Genomic DNA, 16,402 nt, shown 5'->3' on the forward strand with positions numbered 1-16,402 from the left:
ATTCTGCTGCGTTTATTCCGCCCCATTACAGTCTTGCCAAGTCAGCGGCACCCGCACTTGTTGCTTATTCGGGAAGGCATACACCGACACCACACTCATGCCGCCTTGCAAATACGGCCACAGCGAGGAATCGCCGCAGATCAATTGCATGCTCAAAATTTGGCCGATTTCGCCTTGCATGTCTGTCGGGCCAGAATCGCTGCGATTGAGCGCGTATTCGATTTCGACTTGATTGCCCACACGCCGCATCGCCGTCACGCTCATGCCGGTGACCACTTCTTCCGGATAGCCACGGTTTAATTCGGGCAAACGTGCATCCAATTCTTGTTCCAGCTCTGGTGTGGCCTGCGCCGAGGTGTGTCCCCCTAAAGCCAATAATGCCCACAACAATCCTGTGTATCGGTATCGCATATTGCACTCCTTGAGGGGTGAGCAGTAGATGTAGACATCATAGCAATATGCGATGCGCTTGCACATGCAAGCGGCCTGTAAACCTTACAGATGCAGGTTTGTATCCACAAAATAACACACCAGCGGCTTCAATCATGGTTTACAGGCCGCATTGCCCAAACAGAAAAGCGTTCTGTGACCCAATTCACAGAACGCTTTATTCCTACCCCATCAAGGTCTTATGCTTTGACAGCGCTTTCATTGGCTACGGCTTTCACCGCTTCGCCTATGGTGCTGAAGATTTGGTCGATTTGTGCTTCGTTAACGATTAACGGCGGTGACAAGGCCAAGGTTTCGCCCGTCAAGCGCATCAACACGCCTGCTTCGTAACATTTTTGTTGTACCAAGCCTGCGCGTTTGCCCAAGCCTTCGGCGCTGGTTTCCAATTCAATACCGGCCACCAAACCGATGTTGCGGATGTCTTTCACAAACGGCAAGCCCTTCAAGCTGTGCGCGGCTTGCTCGAATTTAGGCGCCAATTGGCCGGCACGTTCAAACAAACCTTCGTCGCGGTACACATCCAAAGTGGCAATCGCTGCCGCACACGCCAATGGGTGCGCGGTGTAAGTATAGCCATGCGCAAATTCAATCGCGCCTTCAGGAGCGGCATCGACCACTGTGTTGTAAATCTCGTTGCCCACCAACACGGCGCCCATAGGCACAGTACCGTTGGTCAAACCTTTGGCACAGTTCAAGATGTCTGGGGTCACGCCCATGGTGTTGGTGGCCCAATCGCCGCCCGTACGGCCAAAACCGGTAATCACTTCATCAAAAATCAACAAAATGCCGTGTTTGGTACAGATGTCGCGAATGCGTTGCAAATAGCCTTGTGGTGGCACAATCACGCCAGCCGAACCGCTCATAGGCTCGATAATTACCGCAGCAATCGATTTAGGATCGTGCAAGGTGAAAATGCGGTTTTCCAACTCGTCGGCCCATTCGGCGCCGTAAGCTGGCAAGCCTTTGCTAAAGCCATTGCGCTCGATGTCCAAGGTGTGACGGATGTGGTCAACAAATGGCAATAAGTGGTTAAACGCTTTGCGGTTGCCACCGATGCCACCAACAGACGTGCCACCGAAGTTCACACCATGATAGCCTTTTTCACGACCGATGAATTTCACGCGGCCGGTTTCGCCACGCGCAGCGTGGTAAGCCAAGGCAATTTTCAAAGAAGTGTCGGCAGATTCAGAACCTGAGTTGGTGAAGAAGGCCTTGTCAAAACCCTTAGGCGCCATCTCTACCAAGCGCTCAGCGGCTTTGAAACCAATGTCATGGCTCATGTTAAAGAAAGGCGCGAAATCCAATTTTTTAGACTGCTCAGCAATCGCTTGGGTAATGCGCTCGTTACCGTGACCGGCATTCACACACCACAAACCGGCACAACCGTCCAAAATTTGACGGCCTTTGTCATCGGTAAAATACATGCCTTGGGCAGAGGTCAAAATGCGTGGGTTTTGTTTGAAGGTTTTGTTGGCCGAAAACGGCATCCATAAAGCATCTAAATTCATCAGGTTCTCCTCGTTATCATTATGCGTCGTTCATGGGCTCACTTTAACAGCAGTAAAATAAAAGAACAGTGACACTTTGCGAGATTTCAGACTTACTGTACAGGGCATATTTCCTGTACAGTTAGGTTTCCGCACATGTTTACAGGCCGCAGCATGAAAACCTTGGTAGAAGAGCTGATGCAAACCATCGCCGCGCAAATTGAGCGCGGTCAATTGCCGCAGGGCAGCAAATTGCCGTCCATCCGTCAGGCGGCAAAACTGTACGGTGTCAGCACTTTTACCGTGGCCGAGGCGTATTCGCGTTTGTGCACGCAAAACCAAGTCGAAGCGTCGGCCGGTCGTGGCTATTTTGTTGCCCAACCCAGTTACCAACAGCCATTAGAGGCAGTGTTGCGCCAACCCTTAAACCAAGATTGGCTGCTGCAAGGCATATACCAAAGCGACGACGCCTTGTTACAGGCCGGCTGTGGTTGGTTGCCGCACGATTGGCACGATCCCGAATTGGCCAGCTCGGCACTGCGCAAACTGGCGCGTGCACCGTTACAACTGAACCAATACGGCGAGCCCAAAGGCTTGTTGCCGTTGCGACAATTGCTGGCACAGCGCTGGGCCCACCACCATTTGCCGATTTCGGCCGGCCAAGTCTTGCTCACCCAAGGCGCGAGCCAAGCTCTGGACATCATCACCGCCACCTATTGCCAAGCCGGCGACACCGTCTTCATCGACAGCCCTGGCTACACCAATTTGCTCACGCGCTTGCGCAGCAAGCAATTGCACATTGTCGGCGTACCGTGGAATGACGACGGGCCAGATGTGGTGCAATTGGCACAATTATTACAGCAATACCGCCCCAAGCTGATGTTCACCAATCCGGTATTGCAAAACCCCACCAGCGCCAGCTACAGCTTGGCCACCGCTCACCAAGTCTTGCACTTGCTCAGACAAGCCAGTTGTCTGTTGGTGGAAAACCAAGTGTCGTATTGGCTGGCGCACAATCCACCGCCGCCGTTGTCGGCGCTGGACAGCATAGCCCACAGCTTGCTCATTGGCAGTTTTACCAAGCATTTGTCGCCGATGTTGCGCGTTGGTTATGTGCTTGGGCGCGATGAGCGCATTGCCGCCTTGATGCAGCAAAAAATGCTCAGCGGCATGACCACCTCGGCCATCAATGAGCATTTGGCCTTGCTGATGTGGCAAGACAACCGCAGCGACAAACAATTGGCACAGTGGCGCAACCGCTTGGCAGGCGCACAACAACACTTGCAAAAACGCTTTGCTGCCTTGGGTTGGCAAGTATTTGGCCAGCCGCAAGCCGGCATGTATTTGTATGCCAAACACCCTGCCATAGACGATGCCTACCAATTTGCGCAAAGCCACCACGAGGACAACATTACCTTGGCACCGGGTTTGTTGTTTGCCATAGACCAGCAACAGGCAAATCCGTGGCTGCGTTTCAATGTCGCGTATTGCATGCGGCCTGAATTTGAATCGTGGCTGGAACAGGTCACACCACAAGACAATAGCCTATTGAAATTGAAATAAAAATCTCCATATTCATACTCTATGAAAAGCGCGCAAGCCCTTGCGCCATCACGGAGAACAATATGACTGCACCGTTTATTTTGAACAAAGAAGTTGTCCAGTTTCGCCTGAATTTGAAAGACCCGTTTTTGTTTGCTGGCCACCATTTTGATGCCTATCCTGCTGGCAAACACGACATGACCCCAATCGCAATCGACCGCCATGTTGAATGGGGGCAAGACTTTGACCCCAAAGCACCGTTTCGCATGTACCACGGCAATACCATTCCCGGTTTTCCGGCGCATCCGCACACCGGCTTTGAAACCGTGACCATTGTCGAGCAAGGCTATGCCGACCATTTTGATTCGCGCGGCTCCAGCGGTCGCTATGGTGACGGCGATGTGCAATGGCTGACCACCGGCGCGGGCGTACAGCATTCGGAAATGTTTCCCTTATTGTCTGGCGAGCAAGACAATCCATTGGAATTGTTCCAATTGTGGTTAAACCTACCCGAAAAAGACAAACAAGCACCGGCGGCTTACAAAATGCTGTGGCACGAAGACATTCCGGTCATTAAGGCGCAAGACGCCGATGGGCATGAATACTCGGTAAAAGTGATTGCTGGACGTTTTGCCGATACCCAAGCTTTGGCACCGACTCCGCATTCTTGGGCCAATGATGCTGCGCACGGCGTCAATATTTGGTTGATCAAATTGGCACCGCATGCGCGCATGGCACTGCCTGCCAGCGCCGCCGGCACCACCCGTTTTGCCTATGTGTTTGAAGGCAGCCACATTGAACTGAATGGTGAGCGCATTGAGAATAAGGAATTGGTGGATTTGGACGCCAGCGTGGCACTGACTCTGGTCAATGGTGAGCAAGCGGCACGGGTATTGTGGCTGGAAGGTCAACCGATAGGCGAAGGCGTGGAACAATACGGCCCGTTTGTTGCCAGCAGCCGCGCCAAACTGCTTGAAGCGATACAGGCTTACCAAGAAGACGAATTTGGTGGCTGGCAATGGGGACGCAGCGATCCAGTGTTTCCGCGCGAACAAGGCCGCATTGCCAAATTTGATTACGGTAATCGCATCGAGCTTCCGCCTAGCGGACAAAATTTGTAAGCATCGGCCGCCGCAAGGCGGCTTTTTGCTGGAAGCCTCCAGCAGACAAATGGCATAATCATGCTTTCTAAGCCAATAATCCTGAGCTTATGGCCAACATCCTCGGCATTACCGCACCCATTTTCATCCTAATAGCGCTGGGTTTCGCCAGTGTGCGCAGTGAATTATTAAGTCGTGAACACATCCGTGGCATGGGCATCTTTGTCATCAAAGTTGCCTTACCGGCTCTGGTCATCAATGCCTTGATGCACAAGAAACTGAGCGAGATTTGGCAAGCGCCATATTTATTGGCCTATGGTGGCGCTTCGCTGTTGGCATGCGCACTGGGCTTGTATCTGTACCACCGCCGCTTCGGTGAACCCTTACACCACGCCGCCATCATGGCCATGGGCGCGTCGATGTCCAATACTGGCTTCATCGGCTATGGCTTGCTCAGCATGATCATCGGCAACCAAGCGGCAGTGTATTTCTCCATGACCTTAATCATCGAAAACCTGTTGATGATCCCGCTGATTCTGACCATCGCCGAACTCGGGCGCCAACAAAGCCAATCCACCCAAACCAGCCTCATCCGCATTGTGCTCAATACCTTTGCCCATGTTGCCCGCAATCCGCTCATCATCAGCTTGGGCGTGGGTTTGCTCTTATCCGGCTTACAGGCCGACTTACCGCAACCTTTCGAGCGGGTGTTGGCGATGTTGGCCAGTTGCGCCGCACCATTGGCGATTTTTGTCATCGGTGGCAATTTGGTTGGCACCAACATCAAGGCCGCCGGCAAACACGCCCTCATCATCAGCGCCCTCAAGTTGGTATTCATGCCTTGTATCGTGTTCGCCATCTTGAGTCTGTGGCCGGGCGTGAACGAGGAAATGCGCTTTGCTGGCACCTTGCTGGCATCGGTGTCTATGGCCACCATGTTCAGCTTGCTTGGTCAGCAATACGGCATAGGTGAACGCAGCGCCGCCGTCTTGCTCATCACCACTTTATTGATGTTTTGCAGCGTCAGCACGGTATTGTGGTATTGGTCACATTATTTGCACCATTAAAACCAACACGGCTGTTCAGTTTCATAAAGTGTTTTACTACAGAATGAAAGCGGCCTGTAAACCTACCATCCCCTCTGTGCACGGTTTACAGGCCGCTTATTGTTGTCCATACTGCGCACATCTGTTGCGACTGCCATGATAATGGCAATAATCGTGTCAGGCTTTTTTCAAATTAAGTAAATTCTTGCTGATTTGCGCTGCCAAGGCACAGTGACTGCTATCATAAAAACCGTCTGTCAGACAGCAACACACGCGGCTGCTTTGCCTCGCAACGGTCGCTTGTGTCCCCACTTGGAAAGAACACACAATGAACACTTCCTTAAAACGCGGCATACAAATATTGGGCACAGTGGCCATCTTGGGCACCAGTGCCTGTGTGGTTGACCCATATTACTCTGGCGTGGATTACGGCAGTTACGGTGCTTATGATTACGATAATAGCTACACCACAACCACCCGCGTTATCGGCAATGGCAGCAATTTCGCCCTCAGCACCGGTTTTTTGGTCGGTAATTACTATTACTACGACAATTATTACTACCCGGTCAATTACTACTCTTATGGCGGCAGCCGTTATTACCGCCCAATATTCGACCGCCCTTACCGCATCCATCCCGATGCGCGCTACCGCAACCTCAATCGCAACCAATTGGAACAATGGCGCCGCCATCAGGCCATCCGCTTTGATCCCAATTACCATCCACGCAGCTATTGGGATGACAATGGCCGTTACCGTTGGAACGATCGCAACAAGGATTACACCGATAGCAATCGTGGCCAAACGGGTTGGGGCAATAATCTCCCGAATACCACACGGCCGACTGAGTCCACCCGTCCGATAACCCGCCCGACTAGGCCTACTGAGTCTACACGCCCGATTGTACGCCCCACTCAACCCACCGAATCGACTCGTCCAATAGTAAGACCCACTCGTCCAATCGAGTCGACACGGCCTGTGGTGCGCCCAACCCAACCCAATGGCGGCATCAACCGACCACAGATACAACCGAGCCGACCCAGTGTGAACAACACGCGGCCGCCGGTGCAGCAAGTCAGACCAAGCGTACCGCAACAACGGCCACTGATACAAAACCGGCCTGTAAACCAAAGTGCTCAACAAAGCGTGTTGCAGCGCAATGACAGATACAATGTCATGCGAAACATGCAGCAACAAAATATACGCCAACAACCCCAGCCGCGCCTGCGCGAACGTTAATCACCCTTTAACCGCAAGCGTTCGTCAGCGAACGCTTTTTTAACGCCCATCCATTGAAACAACTATGAACAGCATTCCCCGTGGTATTTACCAACATTACAAAGGCCAACAATACGAAGTATTGGGCTGCGCCCACCATTCAGAAACCGAAGAAATGATGGTGGTTTACCGTGCTTTATACGGCGATTATGGTTTGTGGGTCAGACCGCTTGCCATGTTTACCAGCACAGTAGTGGTCGATGGCAACATCCAACCGCGCTTTCGCATCGTCCATGCGCACAGCCACAGCTAAGCCGTGCGCCAGCACCAGACACAAAAAAACCCGCCATAAGCGGGTTTTTTAATGGTAAGCAGCTTAACTGCCTTTTTTGATGTCTTGCCACAAACGCACCGCCATTTTCAAGCTGTCTGGTTTCATCGGCAACATCATAAAGCCGTTTTGCAAATCCGCTTCGGTTGGGAAAATCGAACGGTTTTCGGTGTATTGTTTTTCCATCAAGTCTTTGGCTGGTTTACTTGCTGGCGCGTAAGTCACGAAGTTACCGTTTTTCGCCGCCACTTTAGGGTCTAAAGTGTTGTTGATGTATTTGTAAGCATTGGCCACGTTGGCAGAGTCTTTTGGAATCATCCAAGAATCTATCCACACACCAAAGCCTTCTTTAGGTACCAATACCTCAATATTGACATTGCTCTTCGCTTCTTTGGCGCGACGCGCGGCAATGTTCAAGTCACCACCATAACCCAAGACCACACACAAATCACCGCGGGCCATGTCATCGATGTAACCAGACGAGCTGAAACGGCGAATGTCAGGGCGGATTTTCATGATCATTTCAGAAGCGGCTTTCAAATCCTCGCTCTTATCGCTGTGTGGGTCTTTGCCCATGTAGTTCAGCGCCATAGGGAAGACTTCGGCGGCACTGTCCAAAATGCTGATGCCACAAGACTTCAACTTGTTAGAGTATTCTGGTTTGAACAACAAATCCCATTGGTTGTCTGGCAATGGGCCACCCAAGGCTTTTTCCACTTTGTCTTTGTTAATCGCCAAAGTGTTGATGCCCCAGAAGTAAGGCACGGCAAACTCATTGCCCGGATCGACATCGTTCATCAATTTCAACAATTGTGGGTCGATGTTGTTGTAATTCGGGATTTGACCTTTGTCGATTTTCAAGTATGCACCCGCTTTGATTTGACGGCCCACGAAGGTATTGCTCGGTGCCACCAAATCATAGCCAGACTTACCGGTTAACACTTTGGCTTCCAAAGCCTCGTTGCTGTCATAATAATCGTAAGTGACTTTGATTTTGTTGGCAGCTTCAAATTCTTTCACGGTTTCAGGATCGACATAATCAGACCAGTTGTAGATTTTCAAGCTGTCGGTTGCGGCGGCTGCAGGTGCCGTACTGGCCGTCGTGCCACTGCTGGCAGTACCGCTGCCTGCATCAGAAGTTTTCGATTGTGCTGCATTGTTATTGCCACCGCCACAGGCGGCTAAAAACATGACTACCACAGAAGATGCCAGAAGTGTTTTTTTCATAATGTTTTCCCAAAAGTTCAATCCACCTTGCACATGTGGGTATTTAGTATGGTGCAAGACACGAAATATTGTGTTGGTAGGCACTACCAAACTGCGTTTATTAAACTGTGTTTTTTATAACATGACAAGTAATTTAGTCATTTTTGCGCTGCAAACTTGAGGCGCTGAAATAGGTAAAATCACAACGATTCAGATGAATTTTGCATGGCCTTGCTGAAATGTTTTATTTGCCAAACATTTACAGGCCGCATAAGCCTTGCACACAAAAAACCCGCTGGCTAGCGGGTTTTTTGTGTGCTCCATTCAACTGCCTTTTTTGATGTCTTGCCACAAGCGCGTGCTCAGCTTCATCGCGTCAGGCTTGATTTCGTTCATCATAAAGCCATTTTTCAATTGCTCAGCACTAGGAAAGATAGACGCATTGTCGGCATAGTCTTTTTCCATCAACTCTTTGGCGCCTTTGCTCGCGGGCGCATAGGTGACAAAATTGCCATTTTTGGCCGCCACTTTCGCATCCAAGGTATCGTTAATGTATTTATAAGCATTGGCTAAATTGCCAGCGTCTTTCGGTATCATAAAAGAGTCTACCCACACACCAAAACCCTCTTTCGGTACCAAAATTTCAATATTGACCTTGGTGCCGGCTTCTTTGGCACGGCGCGAGGCAATGTTCAAATCACCACCATAACCCAAAACCACGCACACATCACCGCGCGCCAAATCGTCGATATAACCCGATGAACTGAAGCGGCGAATATCAGGACGCACCTTCATGATGACGTCTTTGGCCGCCTTCATGTCCTCTGGTTCTGAACTGTTCGGATTCTTGCCGATGTAATTGAGCACCATCGGAAACACTTCAGTCGCGCTGTCTAAAATGCTGATGCCGCAGGATTTGAGCTTGTTGGTGTATTGCGGATTGAAGAGCAAATCCCATTTATTGTCTGGCAATTGCCCGCCCAAGGCTTTTTCCACTTTGTCTTTGTTAATCGCCATGGTATTGATGCCCCAGAAATACGGCACCGCGTATTTGTTACCTGGGTCTACGCCTTCGAGCATTTTCAATAAGGTCGGCTCGATGTTGGCGTAATTCGGTATCAGGCTTTTGTCGATTTCCTGATAAGCACCTGCTTTGATTTGACGGCCGACATGGGAATTGCTTGGCACCACCAAATCATAGCCAGACTTACCGGTTAACACTTTGGCCTCTAAAGATTCATTGCTGTCGTACACATCGTACGTCACCTTGATTTGATTGGCGGCTTCAAAATCCTTGACGGTTTGTGGGTCGACATAATCAGACCAATTGTAGATTTTCAATTCTTTGGTGGCCTCTAAAGCCACCTTGGGTGCGGTACTTTCACTGGCCTTGGCTGGCGTATTAGCGCTGCCAGACGCATCGGCGGTTTTCGGAGTAGCCGCTTCTTTGCTGCCACCTCCACATGCTGCTAACAAAATCAAACTCACTGCTGAAGCAATAAACGTGTTTCTCATCATGTCATCCTTTGATTTCTGCTCAAACCTTGCCAGATGTTGTTTTGAGTATGGGCAAGAACCTGTTACGCGCTGTCACACAACCTCTCTTACGCTTGCATTAAACCTGCTATTTTTACTTATGACAATAGTCTTAACGCATTTTCTATCCCGTTAAAATGTAAAGGAAATCTGCAGAAGTTCACACTCTAAATCACCCTCATAGCCTATGTTGCAACTGCACATTAATCAGGGCAAAGTGGCGCAAATTGAGCTACAATAAGGGTCTGTGATATGAGGAATTGAAAATGTTGGTCTTGGGTATAGAGTCTTCTTGTGATGAAACCGGTGTCGCCATTTACGACACCGAGCGCGGTTTAATCGGCAACCAATTGCACACGCAAATTGCCATGCACGCGCAATACGGTGGCGTGGTACCAGAATTGGCCAGCCGCGACCACATCCACAGACTCGTGCCTTTAACCCGCGCTTGTTTGGATGAAGCCCATGTGGACTTGCAAGACCTAGACGCCATCGCCTACACCCAAGGCCCCGGTCTCGGCGGCGCCTTGCTCACCGGTACCAGTTTTGCCAATGCCTTGGCCTTTGCCAATGACAAACCCGTTATTCCGGTGCACCATTTGGAAGGCCATTTGCTCTCACCGATGTTGGCAGAAGACAAACCCGAATTCCCTTTCGTGGCCTTATTGGTATCGGGCGGTCATACCCAAATCATGGCCGTTACCGGCGTGGGAAAATACGAATTATTGGGTGAGAGCATAGACGATGCCGCCGGCGAAGCCTTCGACAAAACCGGTAAATTATTGGGCTTGCCCTATCCTGGCGGTGCCAAATTGTCACAATTGGCCAAACTCGGCGTGGCTGGCCGCTTTGAGTTCCCACGCCCCATGCTGCACTCGCATGATTTGAACATGAGCTTCTCCGGCCTCAAAACCGCGGTATTAACCGCCGTCAACAAAGTGAAAGAAGCGCATGGTACCGTGGATGAACAAACCCGCAACGACATATGCTTGGGCTTTCAAGACGCGGTGGTCGATGTGCTCAGTCGCAAAGTACAAGACGCATTGAAACAAACTGGCTTTAACTCGTTGGTGGTCGCCGGCGGCGTCGGCGCCAACTGGAAATTACGCGAACGCTTAAACCAGCTCAAAGTACGGGTGTTCTTCCCTCCCTTGTCTTTGTGCACCGACAATGGCGCCATGATTGCCTTCGCCGGCGCCATGCACTTGCAAGACGCCCGCGCCGTTGGCGCCTTCGATGTCAAACCGCGTTGGCCATTGATTGCCACACGTTAAGCCTTCTACCCATAAAAAAGCGGCCTGTAAACTTTACAGGCCGCTTTTATCTTAATCGCTAATGCCTTATTTCAATGCCGCCAAGGCTGCTGCATAATCTGGTTCTTCGGTGATTTCAGGCACCAATTGTGAGTAGATGACTTGGTTGTTCGCGTCCAAAACCACTACCGCGCGGGCGCACAAGCCTTGTAAGGGGCCAGACACCATGTCCACGCCATACGCTTGTTTGAATGCTGGGCTGCGGAAGGCCGACAACATCACCACGTTTTCTATGCCTTCGGCACCACAAAAACGCGCTTGCGCAAACGGCAAATCGGCAGAAACACACAACACCACCGCATTGTCCAAGCCCGCTGCATCTTGGTTAAAATGGCGCACCGATTGGGCGCACACGCCAGTGTCCACGCTAGGGAAAATATTCAAGATTTTGCGTTTGCCCGCAAAATCGGCCAAGCTTTGCTCTTGCAAGCTGCCATTGACCAATTGAAAATCGGCTGCGGCGGCGCCCGCTTGAGGGAAGCTGCCTACTACTTCAACTGCATTGCCTTTTAAAGTCACTTGTGCCATGTGTTACTCCATGTGGGTGGGGAAATATTCTTATGTGTCAGCGCAGGCGATGAACCAACCATGCCACCCGCGCTTCCGTGCCATTATAGCCTGAGCATGCGCGCGTGACTGCGACTATTTCACCTGCCTGAAGTTCATCTTCAATCAGTAGTTTGTTAACAGTAAGCTGCCAAACACGCATGCATCAGCCTGCATTTAACGCCCGCGGCACCAACACTGCTTAAAACTCGGTAAGACAAAGCAATGCTCATCAAATCAGTACTAGCGTGCTGAATAACACCACAAAATGCCCTAAATTCAGCCCATACACACAGCAAATCTGACAGCGGCCAGTAAAGCGCTGCTGCAAGCTTTGCAGATGGTGTTAAAATGGCGGCTCGATTTATGTGTGTGACATCATGATTTACATTCAAAACCTGACACTACAACGCGGCACCAAAGTCTTATTCGAGCTAGCGAACCTCACCATCAACCCCAACCAACGTGTGGGTTTAATCGGTAAAAACGGTACCGGCAAATCCTCGTTGTTTGCCTTGCTCAAAGGCGAATTGCACAGCGATGGCGGCGATGCCTCGGTGCCGGCACATTGGCTGATTGCCTCGGTGGCCCAAAATACGCCAGCCTTGGAGTGCTCGGCTTTGGATTATGTGTTGCAAGGCGATGCGCAATTGCAAAACTTACAGGCCGCTTTAAAACAGGCCGAAGCCAACAACAATGGCGAAGAAATGGCGCATATCTTGGCGCAATTGGATGAAATCGATGCCTACAGCGCCCCTGCGCGCGCCGGCAAACTGCTCAATGGCTTGGGCTTCTCTACCGAAGAACAACAGCGGCCGGTAAAAACCTTTTCCGGCGGTTGGCGCATGCGTTTGAACTTGGCGCAAGCCTTGATGTGCCGCGCCGATTTATTGTTATTGGACGAACCGACCAACCACTTGGACTTGGAAACGGTGTTGTGGCTGGAGCAGCATTTGGCCGGTTTGAATTGCACCCAATTGATTATTTCGCACGACCGCGATTTCCTCAATGCCGTCACCAATACTACGGTGGAATTGTCACAGCAAAAACTCACCGTCTACGGTGGCAATTACGATTTCTACGAACAAGAGCGCGCACAGCGTTTGGCGCAACAACAATCGGCGTATGTGAAGCAACAAGCGCACATCGCCCATTTGCAATCCTTTATCGACCGTTTTAAGGCCAAGGCCACCAAAGCGGTGCAAGCACAGAGTCGCATCAAGGCTTTGGCACGCTTGGAATTGATTGCGCCGGCGCATTTGGACAGCGAGTTCGCGTTTGAATTCATCGAACCGGCACACCTGCCCAATCCCTTGTTGAAACTGGATGAAGTCGATTTGGGCTATAGCGATACCGCAATCGTGAAAAAAGTCAGCCTGTCGATAGAAAGCGGCGCCCGCATCGGTTTGCTCGGCGTCAACGGCAGTGGTAAATCCACGTTGATTAAAACCATCGCCGGTGAATTAACGCCGCTGGCAGGTCAAATCATCCGTGCCGAAAAACTCAATGTCGGCTATTTCGCCCAACACCAATTGGAAACACTGCGCTCCGACCAATCGCCAATTTGGCACATCCAGCAATTGAGCCCACAAGTGCGTGAGCAGGAAATCCGCAATTTTCTAGGCGGCTTCCAATTCCAAGGTGACATGGCGATGCAAGCCATCGCGCCGTTTTCAGGCGGCGAAAAAGCGCGTTTGGCCTTGGCGATGATCGTATGGCAACAGCCGAATTTATTGCTGCTGGACGAGCCGACCAACCATTTGGATTTGGACATGCGTCATGCTTTGACCGTGGCCTTGCAAAGCTTTCAGGGCGCATTGATTGTGGTGTCGCACGACCGCAGCTTGCTTGAAGCCACCACCGATGGCTTTGTGTTCATGCACGAACAGCGTTTGCACCATTTTGATGGCGATTTGAACGATTACCGCCAGTGGCGTTTGCAACAAGACCAATTGGCACACCAATCCAGCCAAGGCAACGCCCCATCTAGCAGCCAAAACCGCAAAGATGTGAAACGCCAACAAGCACAGCTGCGACAGCAATTGTCACAACAATCCAAGCCCTTACAGAAAAAAATTGCCAATGCCGAAGCGACAATGGCAAAATTGGGCACAGAACAACAAGCGCTCGAAACATTCTTGGCGACAGAAGACGCGTATTTGGCCGACAACAAAGCCCAAATGCAGCAAAGTGTCACCCGTTTGGGCGAAATCAAAACACAACTCGCCACTTTGGAAGAAGATTGGTTGTTGTGGCAAGACGAATTGGAACAATTGTCTGCCAGCATCCAAGCCGAATTTGGCGAATAAGGGAAAAATCATGAAACGCATCTTCCTTCTGGGCTGTTTGAGCGCAGTGCTGGTGCCGGTGGCACAAGCGAATGTGTACAGCTGCGTGGTCAATGGCGAAAAAATCTACACCAATAAAAAAGTGGGCAATTGCCATTCTGAAAAATTGGACAAAATCGGTTCTTATACCAGCGACCGCAGCATCATTGAGCGCCAAAACCGCTTGAGCAATGAAAAAATCGCAGCGCAACGCGGTGGCAACCAAGACAGCAATAACAATACACCGGCGGTACAACAAGCGGCCGCACCAGCTGTACGCAGCCGTCCTGTCGTGGCCTCGGCACCGCCAGCCAGCCGCCCAGTCAGCACCGCACCTGTCGTCGCCAACAACACCCCTAGCACGCCCGCACAATCTCACCGCGACCAAGGTCGCCGTGAGATTTTAATGTCGGAATTGACCAATGAGAAAAAAGCCTTGGCGCAAGCGCGTTTGGCTTTGACCAATGGCAAACTCATTCGCAACCAAGCCGACGCACGCAAACAGCAATCAATGAGCAGTTTGCAACGTGCGGTAGACGACCGTCAGCAAAACATCCAAGCTTTGCAAAACGAATTGGCGCGCATGTAGGATGAATGCTGCATGAGTTTGCCCACCGTCTTACGCCCTGCCAAAGCCAGCGATTGCGATGATATCTACCAAGCGCACCTGTATGCGGTGCGCTATACCTGTTCCAGCACTTATAACGAAACCATCTTAACCGCGTGGTCGGCTTTGTTGTCGCCTGAGAGTTATTTGGAAACCATGGCCTTGCCCAATAAGGCCTTGTGGGTTATCGAGTACAAAGGCCATGTACAAGGCTTTTTCCAACTCGATACCGCCGAAGCGCAGCTCGATGCCTTGTATGTGCACCCGTTCGTGTTCAAGCAAGGCTTGGGCACGGCTTTGTTGCAACGCGCCGAAAAAATCGCGTTTGAAGCTGGCTTAAGTTTTGTGAAATTGTATGCCTCGCTCAATTCGGTGCCGTTTTACGAACTCAATGACTATTCCACCTTGGGCGATGCTGCGCTGCATTTGAATCCCGAGGTCACCGTTGCCTGCCAATTGATGCGCAAGTATTTACAGGCCGATTGAGTGTGTGTTGCGGCCTGTAAACGGCAATAGATATGTTTACAGGCCGCATGAATGCATTTTCACACTGCTTGGTTTAAAGCCAATACAACAAGGCCATGACTTATATCATGGCCTTGAGTGTTCACGTTCACGCGCTTAAATCTGCTAACTCACTCCCATTCACCAAGCACGTTTTGCTGCAAATACGTGCTCAAGTCTGCACCGCGCAGTCCTGCGCTCAAGCCGACCAAGGCTTTGGCATACGCCGTTTCCACCGTCCAACTGCCTGCCATCAATACGCCAGCGTCGCGCAAGGCCTTGGAGGCTTCGTAGGCCGCAGCGACATGGCCATCGGCCACTTGCGACACATTGATGATGACGCCGCCCGTGGCTTGGAATGCTTGCATGGCGGCGATGTCGGCGGCGCTGAACAAACCATTGCCATGCCCGAAACTTTGCACTATCACCACATCGGCTAAGCCTGATTGCAACAACAAACGCAGCGCCCATTGTTCACTCACTGGCACACAGTAATGGCTGGCAATGCGGGCATCTGTTTGCAAGGGCACACGCGTTGAGGGAGTTGCACTGGCCAATGTCGCAGCAGCGGCCTGTACACACCACTTACCTTGCTGCCACAGCGCCAACGGCGCATGGTTTTTATTGGCAAAGCCGTGCGCACTGCGGGTGCTGATTTTGCGGCTGCCAACGGCGGCGATGATTTCTCCAGCAAACACCATGCTCACGGCCTTGGGAGCCGCGTGTTGCAACAAGGCTTGTACCGCTGTATCCAGATTGAATTCTGCATCGCCGGCCGGTGTGCCCAATGGGTGTTGCGCGCCGGTAATGACCACTGGTGTGTCCAATTCGCCCAAGGCAAACGCCAACACCTGCGCGCTGTAAGCCATGGTATCGGTGCCGTGCAAAATCAACATGCCATCACATGCTTGCGCCCACACCCATTGCTGCCATGTTTGCCAATGCTCAGGCTTAACCTGCGAAGAATCAATCAAAGGCTCGCACACTTGCACATGCCAATCGATGTCGTTTTGATAGCGTGCTAAGGCTTCCAAAACCGTATCACTGCTGGGTTTCAAACCATTGTCACCGGCTTGCATGCCTATGGTGCCGCCGGTGTACAACACGGCGATTTTGCGACGTGGTGGTGTTTGCTCTGTCATGGGTTTCCTTTAGTTACCAATGCGGCCTGTAAACGTTTACAGGCCGCAT

General features: G+C 51.2%; 15 protein-coding genes. 9 read left to right on the forward strand and 6 right to left on the reverse strand.

What is annotated here, in order from left to right:
• Nucleotides 1-12: 12 nt before the first annotated feature.
• Complete coding sequence (locus tag BN3003_RS16765; protein WP_147645460.1) at nucleotides 13-411, reverse strand: hypothetical protein; 399 nt, start codon at nucleotides 409-411, stop codon at nucleotides 13-15.
• Nucleotides 412-629: 218 nt separating this feature from the next.
• Nucleotides 630-1,958: an omega-aminotransferase AptA gene (locus BN3003_RS16770; RefSeq protein ID WP_058357759.1), complete on the reverse strand. Its 1,329-nt coding sequence runs from the start codon at nucleotides 1,956-1,958 to the stop codon at nucleotides 630-632.
• 153 nt (nucleotides 1,959-2,111) lie between these two features.
• Here BN3003_RS16770 and BN3003_RS16775 point away from each other — a divergent pair, with 153 nt between their 5' ends.
• The 5 genes from BN3003_RS16775 (at nucleotide 2,112) to BN3003_RS16795 (ending at nucleotide 7,154) form a co-directional block, all read left to right on the forward strand.
• A complete protein-coding gene (locus BN3003_RS16775) occupies nucleotides 2,112-3,500 on the forward strand; it encodes an aminotransferase-like domain-containing protein (RefSeq protein WP_159061480.1) in 1,389 nt (462 codons plus the stop codon).
• Nucleotides 3,501-3,562: 62 nt separating this feature from the next.
• Nucleotides 3,563-4,600, forward strand: coding sequence for a pirin family protein (locus BN3003_RS16780; protein WP_058357761.1), 1,038 nt, complete (start codon nucleotides 3,563-3,565; stop codon nucleotides 4,598-4,600).
• Nucleotides 4,601-4,689: 89 nt separating this feature from the next.
• The gene (locus tag BN3003_RS16785; RefSeq protein ID WP_058357762.1) at nucleotides 4,690-5,646 is read left to right on the forward strand and encodes an AEC family transporter; all 957 of its coding nucleotides are present in this window, start codon (nucleotides 4,690-4,692) and stop codon (nucleotides 5,644-5,646) included.
• A gap of 307 nt (nucleotides 5,647-5,953) precedes the next feature.
• A complete protein-coding gene (locus BN3003_RS16790; protein WP_058357763.1) occupies nucleotides 5,954-6,862 on the forward strand; it encodes a hypothetical protein in 909 nt (302 codons plus the stop codon).
• Nucleotides 6,863-6,926: 64 nt separating this feature from the next.
• A complete protein-coding gene (locus BN3003_RS16795; RefSeq protein WP_058357764.1) occupies nucleotides 6,927-7,154 on the forward strand; it encodes a DUF1653 domain-containing protein in 228 nt (75 codons plus the stop codon).
• Nucleotides 7,155-7,217: 63 nt separating this feature from the next.
• Here BN3003_RS16795 and BN3003_RS16800 read toward each other — a convergent pair whose 3' ends face one another.
• Nucleotides 7,218-8,399: a polyamine ABC transporter substrate-binding protein gene (locus BN3003_RS16800; protein WP_058357765.1), complete on the reverse strand. Its 1,182-nt coding sequence runs from the start codon at nucleotides 8,397-8,399 to the stop codon at nucleotides 7,218-7,220.
• A gap of 303 nt (nucleotides 8,400-8,702) precedes the next feature.
• The gene (locus BN3003_RS16805) at nucleotides 8,703-9,893 is read right to left on the reverse strand and encodes a polyamine ABC transporter substrate-binding protein (protein WP_058357766.1); all 1,191 of its coding nucleotides are present in this window, start codon (nucleotides 9,891-9,893) and stop codon (nucleotides 8,703-8,705) included.
• A 287-nt stretch (nucleotides 9,894-10,180) separates the two neighbouring features.
• Between BN3003_RS16805 and tsaD the strand changes: the two genes are divergently transcribed.
• Nucleotides 10,181-11,188 carry a tRNA (adenosine(37)-N6)-threonylcarbamoyltransferase complex transferase subunit TsaD gene (gene tsaD, locus BN3003_RS16810; protein ID WP_058357767.1) on the forward strand — a complete coding sequence of 336 codons (1,008 nt, stop codon included), beginning with the start codon at nucleotides 10,181-10,183 and terminating at the stop codon, nucleotides 11,186-11,188.
• 66 nt (nucleotides 11,189-11,254) lie between these two features.
• Here tsaD and tpx read toward each other — a convergent pair whose 3' ends face one another.
• Nucleotides 11,255-11,755, reverse strand: coding sequence for a thiol peroxidase (tpx, locus tag BN3003_RS16815; protein WP_058357768.1), 501 nt, complete (start codon nucleotides 11,753-11,755; stop codon nucleotides 11,255-11,257).
• Nucleotides 11,756-12,153: 398 nt separating this feature from the next.
• On the opposite strand from tpx, the gene BN3003_RS16820 reads away from it, so the two are divergent.
• From BN3003_RS16820 to BN3003_RS16830, 3 genes are read left to right on the forward strand one after another with little or no spacing between them, the layout of a single operon-like run.
• The gene (locus BN3003_RS16820) at nucleotides 12,154-14,082 is read left to right on the forward strand and encodes an ATP-binding cassette domain-containing protein (RefSeq protein WP_058357769.1); all 1,929 of its coding nucleotides are present in this window, start codon (nucleotides 12,154-12,156) and stop codon (nucleotides 14,080-14,082) included.
• 10 nt (nucleotides 14,083-14,092) lie between these two features.
• Nucleotides 14,093-14,689: a hypothetical protein gene (locus BN3003_RS16825; protein ID WP_058357770.1), complete on the forward strand. Its 597-nt coding sequence runs from the start codon at nucleotides 14,093-14,095 to the stop codon at nucleotides 14,687-14,689.
• Nucleotides 14,690-14,701: 12 nt separating this feature from the next.
• Nucleotides 14,702-15,193, forward strand: coding sequence for a GNAT family N-acetyltransferase (locus BN3003_RS16830; RefSeq protein ID WP_058357771.1), 492 nt, complete (start codon nucleotides 14,702-14,704; stop codon nucleotides 15,191-15,193).
• 149 nt (nucleotides 15,194-15,342) lie between these two features.
• On the opposite strand, the gene BN3003_RS16835 is transcribed toward BN3003_RS16830, so the two are convergent.
• The gene (locus BN3003_RS16835) at nucleotides 15,343-16,353 is read right to left on the reverse strand and encodes an asparaginase domain-containing protein (RefSeq protein ID WP_058357772.1); all 1,011 of its coding nucleotides are present in this window, start codon (nucleotides 16,351-16,353) and stop codon (nucleotides 15,343-15,345) included.
• Nucleotides 16,354-16,402: the final 49 nt, after the last annotated feature.

This window comes from Vitreoscilla massiliensis (assembly GCF_001457815.1).
Taxonomy (GTDB): Bacteria; Pseudomonadota; Gammaproteobacteria; order Burkholderiales; family Neisseriaceae; genus Vitreoscilla; species Vitreoscilla massiliensis.